This is a genomic window from Verrucomicrobium sp. GAS474 (assembly GCF_900105685.1).
GTDB lineage: Bacteria > Verrucomicrobiota > Verrucomicrobiia > Methylacidiphilales > GAS474 > GAS474.
The window spans coordinates 1006872-1024483 of record NZ_LT629781.1 but is presented as its reverse complement, the minus strand read 5'-3'; the positions used below and the strand labels follow the sequence as shown (position 1 = coordinate 1024483).

The following is a 17612-nucleotide window of genomic DNA, read 5'->3' as shown; positions in this document are numbered from 1 at the left end:
GCCTTCTTCATGGGGGAGCACCTGCAGGAGCAGAGTTCGAACGCTCACCCGATGAGCTCGAGCCAATCGAGTCAGCCAACCGGCGAAACTCTCCACTTCTGGCGTTCCAATTCCGAATGGAACCAGCCGAAAGAGAGATGTTCGCGGAGGAATGTCGAGGGGTAGCTCGTCGAACGGGATCTCCTCATCGATCATAAAGCCTGAGGCATGCCGACTGGATCACGCGTGGGGTTACGTTGACCTGGTTTGCGAGGGAAGCCCGAAGCTTTCTTGGCGGCAATTTCACGAACCGGAACTTCCATTTGCAGAGAACTCCGAAGACGCTGTGCTGCGGCGTCTTCCGCCTTCTTCTCGAAAAGAGATTCCCCTTGAAGGATTTCACGCAGGATGGCTTCGCACTTCCTGGCATCGAGAGCGGATCTCCGCAGATGGCTTTCAGTCACGGTGGCGGCTTTTTCCGAGATCGCCATGTTCACGGCTCGCACGAGGGTCTCCTTGAGCATGCCGATGCAACCGAGCGATCTCTCGAAGAGAAAATCCCGATGCCGCATCAAGTCCGGGAGAGCTTCGGTCGGAATCTTCGCCGTGAAGGTTGCCAACACCCGGTCAAAGCAGGCCAGTTCTTCAGGAACGTGGAATCGGTATCGTGGGAAGTGGATCGTCGTTGAGCGACGTCCGAGTTGTCCGTTCATCTCATGCTGGATCAATAGCGAATAGGTCCCGAAAAGAATGATCGGCACTTTGCATTCGTCGGCCAACGTCTTCAGGACGTCGAGCTGGCTTTGGAGGTGTTCACCGCTCCCTGTCTTGAGGATATGTTGCGCCTCATCCACGAAAAGTGCGCGTGGACGCCGTTGCAGCAGAACCTCGCAGACCGCCTCGCGGAGGCCAGCAGCCGTATCTGCCTTTGCCATTTGGCGGAAAAGCGGTCGACCATCCAGAAACTCGATCGGTATCTTCTGCTGAGCCGCGATCTCTCGACAGCCGGCCAATACGCGGAGATAGAACAACCGCCAATTGAAAGCGTGGTTTTCCGAAGGGCAGGCGGTAACGATGACCGACGGAATCCGCGAAGGATCCGCAAGCAGCTCGTCTCCGAGTTCGAGCTCGATCTTCCGTCGAGCTGACCTCAAAAGAGTCGATTTGCCCGCACCGGTCGGTCCGATCCCGATCCCTAGCCTCCCGCAGTCGGGGGTGCGGATGATCCCCATGATGGTTTTGAACGCATTATCGAGGTGGTTGTGTTTTGTCTTGAAGGCAAAGAAGGCCTCGCGTCGCTCCACAGCCGATTTCGTATAGTCGATCCTGGCCGGAAGATTCTCAGAGGTATCAGTCGTATTCATGGTCAAAGCTCTTCGTAAGGTTCGATGAAAGGTCGGGCTGGTGGAGTTTCGGGAGCCGAATTCCGATCGGAAGAATCAACGGGTGCATTCATAGAGGACACTACGGAGGCCTCCGAACTCGGCGCCTCGACGGGCAGTATCTGGATCATCGTATCGGCTTCTTCGAGAACCCCGGCCAAGGCGCGATCCCTGCGCCGTTGTAAGAGGACTTCGTGATCGCTGGTTTCTTTGAGAAACGCTCCCAACTTGTTCATATTCAGCGTCCGACTCTTGGCATGCTCTCCCAACCTCTGCCGATAGGCGATGGAGGCGAGACGGAGTTCTTTCTCGGAGGTTCCGGTCGTGATCGACCAATCCCAGGAGCGACAAAGAACCCACTGCGTTTTGACGTAAGCGTAGGCCGTCGAAAGATCCAGCGGATCGTAACGGACGGAGATTTTCTTTCCGTGCGCCTCGGCACCGCGAAACAAGTCGTTCCAATAGCGGACGTAGCCGACCTGTACGCCTTTGGTGGGATGGACCTTGCAGGATCCCCGGGGAGCTCCCGGTAACGTCAGGATTCGGAAGCCTTCGTCGTAAGGGATAAGTTGCCTCTGAACGAATCCCCGTGACGCACCTTCCTTCATTCCGGCCACGAAGGCTTCCCGAGGGGACCGCAGAAGAGTCGTGTGCGAAAGGCAGTCGTAGACGTTGAAAAAATATTCTTCGAGTCGGCAGAAGAGTTCTCGCAGGGTCCAGACGGCGAGCCGCTTGGGATCGGTTTGCTTCGTTACCGTGCGGGAGCGCTTCGTCAGCTTGGTATTCCCACGAAGGTTATGGAAGAACTGCGTCGTTGTGGTTCCGAAAAGCCGCTCCAACACCGCTCCAAAACGCGGTTGGGCCGGAGGCCGCACTTTCTTGTGGCATTCCATCATGGCGAGGAGTCCTTCGAAATAGCCCGATTTGAATTCAGGGCCACCATCGAGAACGATGAATTTGGGAATGCGCCCATGCCGCGCCACGCAATGGCGAATCACAAGCATGCAGGAACGGTAGGAAGGAGGATCGAAGGTCAGGACGAAAGCCAGCACCCGGCGAGAGTAGGCATCGATCAAGACTGTCAACCAAGCTCGACCGAGACATTGCCCGGTCTCTTCATCGACCGCCTCGAGATCGATTTCCGTGTGATCCACATGGCCGATATGGAAGGGGGCGTCGCCGTGGCGTGACGAAAGATCCAGCGTGTCATACGAGAACTCCTTTGTCGCGTAGGCTCCGCGGTGTCCTTCCCGGCTTTTCTTCTGGTTATGGCCGGAGCGAACTTTGATGGCGGCGCGGAAGGTCGGATCGCTGGGCGGCTTGATGCCCTTTTCTATACAGTGATTTCGAAAGAGAAGATAAACGGCATGGGCGCTTTTGGCCGTGAGGGTTTCGAAGTGATCCTTGATGAAATTTTGCATCTCCTCGTAGAGATAGGCGGGGAGCTTCTTTTTGCGATTGCCACGCAAGTGCTGCTTGCCGGCCAAGCCAAGCGCACTCGAGCCATGGGTCATCGCGGATTCTCTTTGCGCCGCCTTCCATCGGTAAAGGGTACTCGGCGCCAACTTGGCCTTGATCTCGCCCGACAGAATTTTTTGGCGCGCGGTGATCCTCTCCAGATCGGTAGGACTCAGGTTCTTGAGCAGCTTGGCCTGGCTCGATGGCGCAGGGGATGGCTCGGAGCTAATGGGTTTAATACGACCTTTCACCACCAACCCAGAAAAAGCGTCTTCCCGGATTTCCTGAATCGAGCCGTCCAAAGCTTCGAGCGAAACGAGCCCGTTGTGTGCATTTACGATACGGTGCTTGGTGCCATTCCATTCGATCATGTTTCCTGGTTCCACCCGGATCAAATTGATGCCAGGGAGGGGAGTGGCGCTGCTCGTCCAAGATCGCGCCTGCCTGACGGAAACGAACACCTGCGCATCTTGGGTGTGGCTAAGACGATGGCTGAAGAGATCGACGTAGAGACATTGGGTTGCGATGAGCCGGAACATGTCCTCTCGGGCACACTCCAGAACATCCATTAGATCTCGAAGCGCGATGCCGGGATGATCGCCCACCAAACATTGGGCTTGGAGAATCAACGCGGAGGCGCATTTTTCCGAACGATAGCGACTCAAGAGTTCCAGGTTGCCGGCGAGGGTCGGATTGACGTCGTTGTCGGTCACCAATACGAAGTCGAGACCAAGCGGCTTCGCGTAAGTCACGGCCGGAGGACAAGTCCACCGCCCGTCCCTGTCTTTGGATATGCGAGCAGGGGCTTTGAGGCAGATTTCTTCCAGCTTCGATGAGGGCTTGGCCTCAATCCATCCGGCCCAGTGGCGCTTCAGGACGAAGAAGTCGGGTACCGAATTGAAGCCGATCTTCCGCCCGTCCGGCCTGGTGTACGAGAACGGGATCGCTTCGGGCTGATCGTAGTATTCGAGGACATCGTCATCGTATTCCAAGAGATGGATCAGGGGCAGCTCGAGGGTGTGGCTCTCGAACTGGATGGTCACCCCCATCTTGGAGGAACTGAAGGTTCCAGAGACGTTTCCTCCGGAGCTATTCACCCGCCGTGACGGCGGACTGGTGCGGATACGTTCAACAACGGCTCTCCCGGCAGGGGAAAGGTTCTGGGCAACGGCCCATGCTTCAAACTCGATCGGTGTCATGCAGGTTCTCCTCAAGAAAGCCACGAGACAAAGCGTGGACCTCCTTGATTACTAAAGGTTTGACTAAGGGGGCGGGGAGAAGTAGGCTGCGATCAGATAGTTTGCCCACCGGCTCCGCCCGGTTGAAAAAGGCCCCGAGCTCCAACTCGGGGTTCTTTTTTTGTCGCGATCAAATCCTCACGGACGGGGGTGCGCGACCATCGGCCATTAAAAGAGCAGTCATAGTGTTCAGGTTCGGCTCCGCGTTTCGTTCATGCGGAACACTACGACGACCTTACGAAGGGGCTTTTCTCTGGGGCAAGATTAGGACGCCTCCACTTCTGCAACAAAAGTGAGGGCTGATATCGGTTGACCTTCGTTCTGAGGGAGCGCCGATTTCAAGGCTATGAAGGTACGTGCCGGATTCGGGCCTTCCTCTCACGAAATTCTGGATCAGCCTACCCCGTTTCTTACGGCGGCGGCTGGCTATCGCCGCCGTCCTCTTGGGGAAGCCGAACAGTGCGGTTATCCAGGAGGCAATGGAGTTCTATCTGGCCGCCCTCCCCGAGTTGTATGAGCGCCGCCTGCGGGAAGCGGTTTTGGCCTATATGCGAGAGGAGCTAGAAAAAGAGGGAAAGCGTTCGGAGTCGGAACCTTTCGAAACCTTGATGGAGAAGATGCATCTCTCCGAAGCCATTTTGATCTCTCTGAATCAAAAGCGATGGGGCATGCATAAGTCCGACTACGCGCATCCCATAGAGCTCTTCTTCCATCCAGAAACCCGGAATCGAAGCCAAACCTTTTGGCGGGTACTTGAGGCCAATGGAGAGCAATCGATGAGAGCCTTGGCAATTTCCCGAGATCTAACACGGCGAGAGGCATGGAAGCTACTGAACGAAGAAAGAGATGAGATTCTGGATCTGGTCGCTGTGTTAAATCGTCTTCGCCTCGTCTACGAGAATGTGGATCTCTTCAACATAGAAGCTCGAGAACGACTCGTAACTTTAGCGACCCAAGAAAATCAGCGAGAGGCTGAACGGATAAGACGCCTTCGAAGAGCTCGCTAAATCGAGAACTAAACGAACAGATGGAGAACTGGAAGGGAACATCGAGGGTGCGTCGGCCAGGCTATAATAGAGAAATGACTTTTTCTCATTTTATGGTTTTTTGCCCCTTGGTTCTAATCTCTTGTTTTGTCTTAATCTGGATTTTAAGTAAATCTAGGCGAATGAATTCTCCAAAAATGGATTTGGGTGGCAGACGCTTTCCTTTGCATGATTTACCCACATGGGAGGATTTTGAAAAATATGTGATCAATCACACGGAATACGGAAAGAATTCTGATGGCGGTCAAATTGATCCAATTCAAAATCCCATGATGATCGGATTGTTCCTTACGACGGAAGAAAAAGGAGTTTTTGAAGCTCCCTGTATTACATTGCTGAGAGTCATTGCCACTAAAGAGTACAAAGAACATGTTTCATCAGTCCTGGGTGGCTTAGAAAAATACGACCTACTCATATATGGCTTGGGAAAGGTGGGAAAAGAAACCGCTCTGCAGCTTCTTCCATTTGTTTCAGAGGATATAAAAAATAATCTTTTGCCAAAACCAATGCGTCCTTCTCCATTTGTTAGCAGGCGAGAGCAGAATGATGAGGTTCCTGGTGATTACTACCTCTTGGCGCTCGGCTATCCATTGGCTTAGAGGGTTGTTGGAGAATCGGTGGGCATTGTCGACAGAAAAGTCGGCTGCCTGGACGAGCCTTCAAAAATTGCGACAGTAAGACGGCCACTCATAAAGGCTCCTGTGTCCACGTTCACGGCAGATCGGTTTGCCACAGGGCCATCCCAGACAATCGTGTGACCGTGAACCACCAAGCGCCCTGTTAGGTCCTGTACCGGGCCGCAATACCACAAGAGATCATCAGCGGACCACGATCCAATCTCTGACGTCGGCCCAACTCCAGCATGGGTGAAGAGTCGGATTCCGTCCGAATGAAAGAGAGGCATCTTTTCCAAGAAATCTCTCAATGTTCGAAGACTGATCGTGAAGGCGTCGTAATCTCGAGTATACAGTTTCGCTACCGAAAATTTCCCTTCCGATATTTTGGTTTTATCAGCCATGTATGAGGTTAGTTCGTCGATCAACATGAGTTCGTGATTGCCTTTCAGAATCACCACTTCGTCAAAGTCTTTTCGAAGCTTTTTGGAACGGAGAATATCGATGACTCGAGCTTCATCGGGGCCACGATCAACGTAGTCCCCCAGGAAAACGATTTTGGCAGAACCATGGATCTGCTTTCGATGGGTGAGGATCATAAAGAGAAGCTCTTTCAAGAGATCAGCTCGACCGTGAATGTCCCCGACAGCATATGTCACGGCGGGAATGGAAGAAAACGGCACAAGGGATGGATGGGTGCTGCCTAGTATGGGTGGCATTCGAACGATTTTCGCATTCACGGGTTGTCTCGAAAATGGCAGCGACACACGAACGACAGAATCTTCGCGCGATATATGCTTGGAACATCGGGAGAGGTTGAAAGGCAGAGGTGCCAGTTCTTCGGAAGGACTGTCCGGTGTCTAAGCGCAATATACAGATCTACTACATGCCGGCCTTATCATTGGATTAGTAAAAGAAGCCCATTTTACTAAAAGAGGCTATTTTACTGCCCCGTAAAAAGGGCCTTTCCAGTAAAACTGCACATGGCCTGGGAGCGTGAAGACCGGTGCTATCCCTTGGCGTCTACTGCTTAATCAACAAGGCGTGTGCTCCACCTGGAAAGAAATCGATCTTCGAGGGGCTTTGGATTTCGCCAACGACCTTTCCCTGCCAAACGATTTCCTTATCCGAAATCGTATAGATCATGATGAACGAAGGTCGGTCAGCGGGCCAAGAGAGGCGTCTTACTTTCAAAGTGGTGTTTCCCTCGAAAGAGATTCTGAAACCTGCCGTATCACCGGTGTCCACTCCGCCGACGTAAACTCCAGACAAGTGCTTTGTCCCACTGATATCAAAGTCACATCCCTGCAAAGACATTCCAATCCAGGTGGCAGAGAGGATCGCGACAGAGATTTTGACGAGTTTTCTCATAGAGCCTTGAGCAGCGTCACTGCTTATATCTTTCGTAGAGGTCGACGGAAACGCCGTCAAGAATTACCATCTATTGGATGGTTCTTGACGGAATAGGGATCGCCATCCTTGGAGGGCGTGGCATCCAGTGCGCCTTACAAACATCTCGGCAGAAACCTAAAGCGCCTTCGTACGGCCTTAAAGGTCACGCAGGAAAAGGCAGCCGAGAAGGTGGGCGTGAGTCTGAAATATTGGCAAGCCCTAGAGGCTGGATCAAAGGCCCCTGCATTTTCCACATTGTCTCGGATTCGCAAAACGTTGGGCACCTCGTGGGAAGAGCTTTGTCGCGACTGTTAACGACCGCCCCTAGGTCGGGATCGATTAAGGCATTACGGATCAAAGTCAGGGCCCGTTGGTCGGTCAAAAAGATCTAGATCAGCCGTAAGCGACCAATACCATTGTCGTTAAACGAATCTAGATAAAGTGGGGATGCGGGAGGGCATGTCGCAGATGGTGCCTCGCTTGGCTAGGAACTCCCTTATTCTAGCCTTACACTCCGTCTTCTCTTAGGATTCACGTATGAGTGCGCTTACGCGAAGCTGAAGAAAGAGACCTCCGATCGAGATCGTAGAAAAAAGCCAGTGAAAGATGCCACTCATGAGCGGCTCACGACAAGTGCCTTTGGCCTGTTCGTTTACAAATAAGAAACTAATGAATGCCACAAGCAAAGCGCGAGTATTGATTATTACTCGATGCGACGAACTAATTTTGGAAGGAAAAGCTTTTGTCGAATCCATTCGAGTTATCCCTCCTCATACGCGGGGCAACGTTCACATAAGCTACACCAGCTACGATTGGGATTCTCAACGTCTGGCACGGTGGAAGACTAACTGTCTGACGTTGTTCGACCCTTTCGTAAAATCAGATTCGAAGTTTGGTCAACAAATTGACATTTTTTCTAAAGCCGGGGGGAAAAAGCCGGAAGTACAATACTCTCTAGGCATTTTAGAGGCATTTCGTGATGACTTGGAAAAAGGGTTTCTCGATAGCATCTTTCTAAAAATCGAAGCTGAAGTGGCGGCCGACTACATGGGACAAGCCGAATCGCTTTTGCGAGGAACGCAAACCAGCTCAGTTGACCACGTGCCTGCAGCGGTATTGGCGGGTGCCGTATTGGAGAAAGGTCTACGAACCCTCTGTGGCCAACAGCAACCGCCGCTAGAAATTATTAAGTCTAATGGAGAGCCGAAGACGCTCGGGCCGCTTATCGATGATTTAAAGACGAGTGGAGCGTTTAATGAGCTCAAAGCTAAACAGCTTCGTGCCTGGGCTGACATTCGGAATAAAGCAGCCCATGGCGAATTCGATCAGTTCAAAAAGACGGATGTTGAGCAGATGATTCAGGGAGTAACCAATTTTTTAGCCGACTATCTCGCATAGATGAGCGAGCGATTTCGAAAGTGACTTAGGTCATTATGAAATAGATTTCTGCGTACAGTGATTCCCCCTATTGATGACTCAGCGAGCCATGGAACATTCAGGATCTTTTCCCGGAGGAGTCAGGGAATCTCAAGCAGGCCACGACTTTCACTTCCTATGGGCGGCACGACGAATCGTGCAAATGCTGATCCCGAAGAGTCAGCTGCGTCGCGTCATCATGGAGGGAGTCTCACGTGAACAGTCCTCTCAAGACTCGAAAGGTCACTATCTAGCCGTTGATCTCACGAGCTATTTCGGAGGAGATACCATCCAGACGGCCGACCGAATTGTCATCGAACAGCTCAAATACAGCACCCGGCATCCCACTATCCCGTGGACTGCCGCGCGCCTCTGTGAGTCGTCCAAAGGGCCCAGCCTCATTGCGGGGCTTGCGAGGGCGTATCAAGGCCTTTGCGAGAAGCATTCCTCCGAGGCATTGAATGCCAAAATAAGCCTTCGCCTGGTAAGCAATCAGCCGATTTCCCCCGAAGTGCTTGAGACCTTAACCCGTCTTCAGATTCACCTGCGAAACGGAAAGACTCTTCAAGCCTTTTCCCGGAAGGCTGACGCTTCCGCCAAGGACCTCCTTACCCGATTCAAAAAGGCGACCAAATTCAAAGGCTCTCTATTTACGTCCTTTGTGACTCATCTCGACCTTTCCCACTGCGGAGAAGAGTCTAGGGAGCTGCAACGCATTAAGCTGATCCAAGAGGTTGGCGCAACCGGGATCAGCAGCCCGGGTGACGCGGTGTCCGCGTTGACCTCTCTGGTTAGAAAGCAGGCTCTCCCCGATACAGTTGGCCAACTCGGTTTGGGTTTGAATGAAGTGTTGGCCTGCCTGGGGGTTGGTTCTCTCGACCACTTGTTTCCCGAACCTCCGGTTTTTTCTTTCCCTAAGGCCCTCATTGAATCCAGCGATGCCAAGCGGTTGGCCGAAGTGGTCCTCGCGTCCAGCAGCGGCCGCGTCCTCGCGCACGCCGGAGCGGGAGTGGGAAAAACGACGACTGCTTTATCCCTGTGCAAACATCTTCCAGAAGGATCGTGTGTTGTCGTCTACGATTGCTTTGGCGGAGGGGATTGCCATTTCGGTTCTGTCCGCCATTTGGCGAAAGGATGCCTCCCCCAAATCACCAACGAGATCGCGGTGAAATGCGGAATGCCATTTCAGCTCCTGTCCTCCGATGACGTTGCCCGTGAACGTCACCTCAAGCGCCTCGTCGAAGATGTTTCCCGCGTCTTTCAGCAGGAAGGGGCATGGCTTGTTCTGGTTATCGACGCTGCCGACAACGCATTTGAAATGGCTCGAAAAGAAGGGTCTTCGTTCTTTTTGGAACGACTCTGGGGGCTTTCTCTCCCGCCACATTGCGCTCTGATTGTCACCAGCCGCACTCATCGCTGCGCCGGGCTAAAACCGCCCGCTGGAACCCACGAACTTCTCCTGGAGGGTTTCGATCTTCAGGCATCATCCCAAAACCTTCGGAATCGCTATCCACTCGCCACGGACGAGCAGTGCCAGACCTTCCACACCAAAACGGGGGGAAATCCGCGAGTCCAGTTCTATTACCTTACCAGTAAACCTGCTGCTCCCACGATCGTCGATGCGCTGCGACGTCGTCCCGAAAGCACCCTGCCCGTTCTTCTGGAGCGTGTCCGCAGAACCTCCGAAGATCTCTTCTCGGATCTATACAACGATTTTTCTTCTCACTTCGCCTCTGACGTCCAGGAAAAGACCAGTCTTCTTATTGCCCTATCTCGACCAGCTCCCTTGGAAATCCTTTCTAAAGCATGGAGGCTTTCTATGCAGGAGACGAAGGCTGCGTGCCAGGCTCTTTCTCCAGGAATTCATATCGAGAACGATTCTCTTTGCTTCCGGGACGAAGACTTTGATGTATGGCTTAATGGAAAAGTCACCGAAGAATCGCTCGCCATAGCGCACGGCATCCTAGCGGAATGCCTCCTCGAACGGTTGGAGACTGATGTCTTCAGTGCGGTTTCGATCGCGGATCATCTTTATCAGGCTAACCGCCATCGCGACTTGATCGACTTAGCCGTTCAGCGGCCAATCTCCTTGTGCATTCAGGACGTAATCAAACGTCTAAGCGTGGCTCGTCGACGGCTGAAACTGGCCCTGCAGAGTGCGGGGCATCTCGACGATGCTGAAAATGCGTTGCGCCTTCTCCTGCTCTCGACCGACTTCATTCGATCAGACGCCTCGTTAAAAGCTGCCATTGCCGAACATCCCGAGCTCGCCTCCCGATACGGCGATCCCGATGTCGTGGCCGAGCTTTTTCGGCAACTCAAAGATGGCCCTCTCTATGGTCCCGCCTGTTGGCGACTTGCGGCAGTGCAGGCGAGAGAAGAAAATCGTCGGGAAGAGGCCGTCACCCTATTTGATCAGGGGAAAGCGTGGTTGAACGTTCGCTCAGTAATGATCCAGGAAACGAAGATGTCCTCGGAAAGGTCATTATGGAATATCACGACCGACGACATCGCGTTCGAACTGGAGGCCGTTTATTTCTTGTACGGCGAAAAGGCTGTCGTCCAGCGGCTGAAAAGATGGAAACCGATTCGGATATGGCCGGAGTTGACTCAAAAACTCGCGTGCCGACTGGCAAAGAGCGAGCTTCCCTCCCGACTATGTGGCCACTTGGAAGTCTTGGATCTCCCCGCCTGGGCTAGGATCATCGTCTTGGCGGAAATCTGGGATCAAGGAGGCATTCCGGAAAAAACGCTGGTTCAGCGAACTCTGCGTGACTTACAACAGACTCCCATTGGCAAGAGGCGTCGTGAGCATCTCGCCAAGAACATCGTTTCCTTTGGCGAGCTAGCACTCTATTCGGGTGAAACTCCGGAATTGATCCTGTGGCTTTTTGAACGTTTCCCTCAACCCTTTCCAAAAGCTTCTCCCGTTTCTCACATCCATCGATCGGACTGGGATCTTCCGCTACGGGTTCATTGCTTGCAAAGCGTCATTCGAGGATCCGACATCACTCTGAAGTCGATAACTCCTCCGGTTACCGAACGGGAGGAAAGAGGATGGGAGTCCTATCACCTGGAAGAATTCTCTTCGACTCTCGAAGCCTACGCTCGCCGAGCGGCCGTGATCCATACGCTCTCTTCTGTTGAGAAAATCCTGCCTGAACTCCGCAAGGATCTCCAAAAGCGGCGCGGGCACGCTAAGCAGAGGTGGTTCAAGACGGACACCACCTTTTTCGAGTGGATCAAGCTTTCGACGCAAGCCCTATTGTTTTGCCAAGGCGACGCCTCGTCCTTCTTTGACGAGATAAGCGACGCGAGCGAGGCGCTCGTACAGGCAGGAGCCTCTCATGCGAATTTATTGTTGGCGGAACAGCTACGTGTGTCTTCCGCCTATGGCCTCGTCACGGAACGATTGATCGAAAAAGCGGTGGAGGTGATCTCCCGCACCCCGGCTCCTGCAGCTGAACGTCGTAGCAATCTGTTGCGTTGTGCCGCAGCGACACTGAAACCCGAGACAGGTGAGGCGTATTATCGACGAGCTCTCGCTTCGACGAGTTCTCTCGATGACGATTCCATCCCGATTCTCAAGCTGACGTCGGTCATAGGGCAGATTTTGGCCAAAGCCATCTTGCCCTCAGAGGCGACCCAAAGTGCGGTGCGTTTGGTAGATATTTTGGAACAACAGGTCCCGTTCGTTTCCGACTCATCCTCACTACCAAAACGAGAATTTATCCGAACCATTTCGCTGTTGGACTTTCCCTTGGGCTTGGCGACCGCCGCCCGGTGGGACGATGAGGGGCTTCATTGGATAGGTGATGGGATTTTTGGCCTAGTGGATGCGGCGATCGATTTGGACCTATTAGAATGGGATGGGATTCTCGCCTTACTCAATTTTGCCCTTCCACATGATTCTCAATATCGAGTCTACTTGCGACTATTGGATCGACTTTATGAGCAGGGATCAGGGAAACGTTCGGAGTTGATCCGGCTGATCGAGAGAATCAGCCTGAGTATTCGTCGCGATATTCCGCTATCCGAGAGAAAGATGCATGCCGATGCGATCATCACCTGGGCGAAGGAGCATCATCTTGCCGAGCAAAGAGAAATCATCGAGTTAGAAAAGTTTGCCGCATTCCTGTCGTCGTTGGAAAGTAATCAGGGAGGAGGATATTCCTCGGTTTCATTAAAGACGGAGGCCAAATCATTCCCCATTGTACAGGAAGCGATGGCGAACGATTTTTCGGGGCTGTCCGACGCCCTAAGTGCAGCGTGGCGTTCCCGTCATAAAGATGGCGTGGATCATCTGATACAGGAGATCGCCAGAGAGCTTCTCGCCAATCAGCGTCCTGCGTTCTTGGAAGCGCTAGTCCAAGATCCCGACAACATCGTTATCCACAGGGAGATCGCCAAGTCGTTTATGAGTCTTCTGCGACAATGGCGACACACCCCTGAAGTCGAGGCATGGGCTCCCCAGGGAGTTTTCCGTTTCATAGCGTCGCATCTCCCCGCCCTGACTCGATACGAAGCGGAATGGAGCACTTCTATTCAAGACGTAGAGGAAATTCTTGCCGCCGACGTCTGTCAGGGAAGAGAGACTCAATTACTGATCTCCGCCGCGGCGCAGAACAGTGATTCTTTGTCCGTTGTCGAAGTGATCAACGTCGCCCATGTCCTAGCCAAACGGTTAAATTCCACGGCGATCCTGGCCGTTTTCCAATGGTGGATGACCCGTTTAGAAGGGAAGTTGGCACAGGAAAAGGCAAAGCCACTTGCCAAGCCTCCTTTGGCACCCCCAGCCCATTTGAACGAGGCATTGGCCTTGTTCCTATGGAGCTTTTTAGGCCATTCGGAAAAAAAGATTAGATGGCAGGCACTTCATTCTGCGAGGTCTTTGATTCGCGCGAAGCAAGGCTCTGATCTCCTAGGTGCGCTGGTCGAAAAGCTGCCCTCCAAAGAGGCTGGAGCCTTTCGCTCTCCTCGTTTGGAGTTCTTCTGGATGTCGGCCCGCATGTGGCTACTGCTCTTCCTGCGGCACATAGCAGAAGATGACATGCGACGCGTGGCTTCTCATGGCACTAAGATAGTCAAAGTGGCGTTGGATCCGGAATTCCCCCATGTCTTCGTTCGACAGGTTGCTAAGGAGATTCTCGAAAAATTGGCTAGTGAAGGATTTTGGAATGGATCAAGCGAGGAATTGGAGAGGGTAAGTGGCCTCCATGAACCGAAGTCCTGCCTTCTCAGACCGGAATGGCAGGCGCTTTCCGAGCGGGAAGAGTCAGCTAAAAAAGGCCGCTTTTCCTTCAGCGAGATGGATACGGTGCCATACTGGTTTTCTCCTGCCGGGCGGGTCTTCGGAAAATGGCCTGAAGAATTCTGTAGACTGGCCGAGAAATGGATTTGTGATAGATGGGGCTATTCCGACAAAGATTGGTGGTCGGATCCGCGTGAACTGTCATCCGATAGCGACTGGATGAAGCGATCCAATGACCATGGGCAGGAGCCCGAAATTGAAACGACGAGGGTCTATTTGGAATATCATGCGCTCATGTGCGTCATGGGAGAGCTAATAGATCGAGAACCCCTGCTCATTGAATCTTACGAGCGCGAGTCGATCGTGAATCCATTTCAGTCCTGGGTGAATCTTGAAATAGGATCGCCCCAAACGCATTTTCAATGGGTATCCGATTTTCGAAGCCCGACGCCGCTCAAACCCGAATATTGGCGTCAGTTTCCAGAAATGGAGAGGTGGTTTTCTCCAACGGATGAGGAATTTGAAGAATTGGCCGGAGTTCGAAAGGGCATGCCCAGAGAATGGATCACGTTGTCAGGTTATGCTGGAATCGCCGACCATCGTCGACAGGGAAACAATGATGTCCGGGCAGTCATGATCCCTGAAGATCAGATTGCTATCTTAGGCGCGGCGCTAATCTCTAAAAGACGTCCACGACCGCTTTCCCTCGCCGAACTCCTCAATGGATATTCCCGGGAGGAGCAACGACGCTTAGGAGTGACCTTCCTGCCATGGGCGGAAGAGGTCGATGGCGATGCCGAGTGGCAGCATACCGACCCCCGACGGAAGGGAATAAATCTTGGATTTTCTGTCTTCAACAAAGCGATGTGCCAACTCCTGGGATTGACTCCCAACTCCTTGCGCACCTCCTTCACTCTGGCGAATGGTAGCGAAGCTGCCCGAATGATCGTCTGGGGAGAGAAAAAAGAGAACGACTCTGATAGCTCTGCCGGTCGCCATTTTGAAGTTCGTGCCGACTTGATCGGCCATCTCCTGAAAAAGAAGAGGCATGCCCTGTTCATCGAAGCGACCATAAGCCGAAATTATAACTCTGCCTATCGATCGACCAAAGAAGACCGTCCGTACGATCTTGGAACCTCAAAATATTACATCGTCCGGTCCAATGGATCCGTCGAGTCCTTGGAACGGAGCTAAGATTTATGTCCACCCGCCTGCGATTAAGCACGTTGACGTACCTGGGATTCGAACTCAACGCCGCGTTGGAGCAAGGGCACCTTCACAGCATTTCCGTCGAGGATGTCCAGTTGGGCTTGCAAGAAGGAACGTTAATTTCCAATCTTCAGGCACGCTTAGAGGATGCTGTCGACCTCAGTTTGCTCTTAGGCAAAGACCAAGAACGACCGCTCCTAGAAGCCCTTTGCGAAGCGAACGAGGCGTTTGTCGGGCGCGCTGAGCGAAAAGCTGGCGTTCGTTTCAGTGGGTTATGCGTGCTCAACACTCTTATCCTTGAGGTGATACAGCGTTCATTTGGAAAATAAGAACGAATATATTTTAAATGACGATGAGCCTAATTGTTCGTTGAAAAGAAGTCTTTCCGCTCCGCCGTCCTTGGAGTCCGACGAGCGGATTGGTTCTTCGGCGATCCGGCACGACTTCGAGGCAATCGCGTATCGCCTGAGGTGGAGAGAATGGACCTTCCGCTCGAAGGAGTTTAATCCGCGAACCTATATCCCGAAGCGCGTGTTCCGCTGCCATTCGCATCCCAACCCATTCAGGGGAAAGATGCTCAGGGGCAACACAGTCCACGGCACACCGTTCGCCGTCGAGGCGCTCTACTATTTCTCGCGGGAAGCCTCCAGCGGGAGGTACAGCTTTTTGACGGCGTTCAAATACAAGAAAGAGCCGTGGGTCTCGGTCGACTATCGGGTGCAACGATCCGCCGATCTCAAAGACGTGGGCTTCGGCGCGCCCACACCGCTCGGCCTGGCGATTGATAGGCTGTGCGGGATGCTCGATAGCGAAGGGAAAATTCTGGCCCATTCCCAAGATATCAGGGCAAGCCTGTACGAATGCCCGATGACGCTAGGCAACGTAGACGAAGCGGAGACGTGGATGATCTCTGATCTGGTCAAGACGCCCGAGGGTTATCGCTGCAAGATGGCGCAACTGCCGAAAACCAAGCCTTGGTGCTTTGTTATGACGCGGATGGCAAAGGCTGTTGATCGGCAGAAGATCCTTAAAAGTATTGGGAAATTCAACTGCGCCCAGCCCCAATTATTGGCCACCCACTTGGAAGGAAAGCATTCAGTCGGCGTAGACTCTTCGAAAGGCATCTTCAAAACGCTATGGAACACGAGTCGGCATCAAACTCTTTCGGTCGGATTGCTGGTAAGGCAGTTGATCCGAATCTATCCCAATCCGCAATGCGTCGGGTGCCGGCTCGTGGCAAGGATGGCGGCGAGGGGTTCGGCTGCCCTCGCCCTGAAGGACGAATCGGCTTCGCCGTATTCCAAAATCGCGGTCGTTTCCGGAAAACAATTGGAGCGGGCAAAGCGATCCTTGATGCTTATCGGGGGGGAAGTTGATCTGAGCCTGAATGCCCTGGGATGCCTGCTGGATACACCGAATACCCGCTTGTTTTCGTTGTTCGTGCACGAATGCCATCGGTATAAATACAAATGGCGGGCCAACGCGGGCTGCCTCGGAGTAATCGAAATGTGCCATGCCATTGGGCATATTCTGAAATGCGATCCCTCCAGGGTCGAAAATCGTCTCATCGAGATGATCGGCGCCCTTCACCCCAAGAAGCAGCGGAAGATGCTCAGAATCATTTCCCGGAAACACAGTGAGCCGCGCTTCCCCATCAAGATCACCGAACCGGTTTTTGCGAACGCGTCGGGTGACGTCCATTGCTTTCTATCTTCGGTGGGAATCCTCTTGTCCGTTCTCGACTACCTGCCCGATCCGGTGAAAAGAAGGCCGACAAAGATCGAAGAATGGTGGGGATGGAATTGGCGGACATTCGAAAAGTCCAAGCTGATCCTGAGAAGTGCCTGGTGTGCGCTCCATTGGAAAGTCTTGGTCTTTAGGAGGCTGAAACTGGCGATCCACTGGGTGAAGCTGGGAAGAGAGGCCGGGCTTCACGAAAAATGGACGGGTGAACTGATTCGGTATCGAGGCTAGTAAGTGACATGGTTATCGATAGTTAGCACTGCATACTTCCTAAATGGCCTGAGCTCCTTCCCCCCTGTTAGGCGTCCTCGTCGCTTCCCAAACCGGAGTCTCCGCAGGCTGACTTGTCACGAGGTACTCCTTTTAGGAGATTGTCGTGAAGGAGTCTTCGGGCTACAACTTCGGCATGACTATCATCGAGAAGTGGTTGGCGGTCGAAGCCGTCGTGGTAATCGCGGTGCGTCTAGGTCAGTTCGCCCGTGATAGATGGAACGAGCAATGGGGGCGTAATGTGGGCATCGCTACGGGTGTATTCGTCGCCGTTGGGCTTGGCGTTATTTTGTTTGCTCCTCCCACTATTCCAGACCTGAATCAGCAGAACTTTGATGGCCCCGCCTATCCTTGGCTGGATCGTACTCTCGACAATGTGGGGACGGCGCTAGCTGTGACAGGCCTCGCCATCGTCCCCACCCTCTATCTCTCCGGAGAAGGTGTCGGAAGCTGGCTTCGGCGTCGGATGCGCGGATACGAGTAGGTCGTCCGACCCGAAGATGAGCAAAAAGACGCGCTTTATGCTTCTAAACGGTGATCGAGTCCCCAAGGTCGCATGACAACGGGGCTGCGGTCAGAGCGGAGCGCGCATCGTACCTTGGTGATCGAGACGT

At 53.2% G+C, this 17612-nt stretch carries 11 protein-coding genes; 7 read left to right on the top strand and 4 right to left on the bottom strand.

Annotated features, from left to right (window positions below; genetic code table 11):
* Positions 1–191: 191 nt before the first annotated feature.
* Positions 192–1343 (bottom strand): TniB family NTP-binding protein, encoded by a 1152-nt coding sequence (locus tag BLU04_RS04240; protein WP_093282637.1) that lies wholly within the window; start codon positions 1341–1343, stop codon positions 192–194.
* A 2-nt stretch (positions 1344–1345) separates the two neighbouring features.
* Positions 1346–4018 carry a Mu transposase C-terminal domain-containing protein gene (locus BLU04_RS04235; RefSeq protein WP_093282635.1) on the bottom strand — a complete coding sequence of 891 codons (2673 nt, stop codon included), beginning with the start codon at positions 4016–4018 and terminating at the stop codon, positions 1346–1348.
* A 518-nt stretch (positions 4019–4536) separates the two neighbouring features.
* Between BLU04_RS04235 and BLU04_RS04230 the strand changes: the two genes are divergently transcribed.
* Complete coding sequence (locus BLU04_RS04230; RefSeq protein WP_157895111.1) at positions 4537–5064, top strand: hypothetical protein; 528 nt, start codon at positions 4537–4539, stop codon at positions 5062–5064.
* A gap of 74 nt (positions 5065–5138) precedes the next feature.
* Complete coding sequence (locus BLU04_RS16285) at positions 5139–5702, top strand: hypothetical protein (protein ID WP_162274628.1); 564 nt, start codon at positions 5139–5141, stop codon at positions 5700–5702.
* On the opposite strand, the gene BLU04_RS04225 is transcribed toward BLU04_RS16285, so the two are convergent.
* Together BLU04_RS04225 and BLU04_RS04220 are read right to left on the bottom strand one after the other, a co-directional pair.
* Entirely contained in the window at positions 5699–6457 is a 759-nt protein-coding gene (locus tag BLU04_RS04225; RefSeq protein WP_157895109.1) for a metallophosphoesterase family protein, read from the bottom strand. The genes BLU04_RS16285 and BLU04_RS04225 overlap by 4 nt on opposite strands.
* A 283-nt stretch (positions 6458–6740) precedes the next feature.
* Positions 6741–7088, bottom strand: coding sequence for a hypothetical protein (locus BLU04_RS04220; RefSeq protein WP_093282628.1), 348 nt, complete (start codon positions 7086–7088; stop codon positions 6741–6743).
* Positions 7089–7724: 636 nt separating this feature from the next.
* Between BLU04_RS04220 and BLU04_RS04210 the strand changes: the two genes are divergently transcribed.
* The 5 genes from BLU04_RS04210 (at position 7725) to BLU04_RS04185 (ending at position 17482) form a co-directional block, all read left to right on the top strand.
* Positions 7725–8507, top strand: a complete 783-nt coding sequence (locus BLU04_RS04210) for a hypothetical protein (RefSeq protein WP_197673026.1) — start codon at positions 7725–7727, stop codon at positions 8505–8507.
* A 181-nt stretch (positions 8508–8688) separates the two neighbouring features.
* A complete protein-coding gene (locus BLU04_RS04200) occupies positions 8689–14970 on the top strand; it encodes a hypothetical protein (RefSeq protein WP_157895107.1) in 6282 nt (2093 codons plus the stop codon).
* A 5-nt stretch (positions 14971–14975) separates the two neighbouring features.
* Positions 14976–15314: a hypothetical protein gene (locus BLU04_RS04195; RefSeq protein WP_093282616.1), complete on the top strand. Its 339-nt coding sequence runs from the start codon at positions 14976–14978 to the stop codon at positions 15312–15314.
* Positions 15304–16959 carry a hypothetical protein gene (locus BLU04_RS04190; protein ID WP_157895106.1) on the top strand — a complete coding sequence of 552 codons (1656 nt, stop codon included), beginning with the start codon at positions 15304–15306 and terminating at the stop codon, positions 16957–16959. The genes BLU04_RS04195 and BLU04_RS04190 overlap by 11 nt, the downstream gene beginning before the upstream one ends.
* A 175-nt stretch (positions 16960–17134) precedes the next feature.
* Positions 17135–17482 carry a hypothetical protein gene (locus BLU04_RS04185; protein ID WP_093282611.1) on the top strand — a complete coding sequence of 116 codons (348 nt, stop codon included), beginning with the start codon at positions 17135–17137 and terminating at the stop codon, positions 17480–17482.
* Positions 17483–17612: the final 130 nt, after the last annotated feature.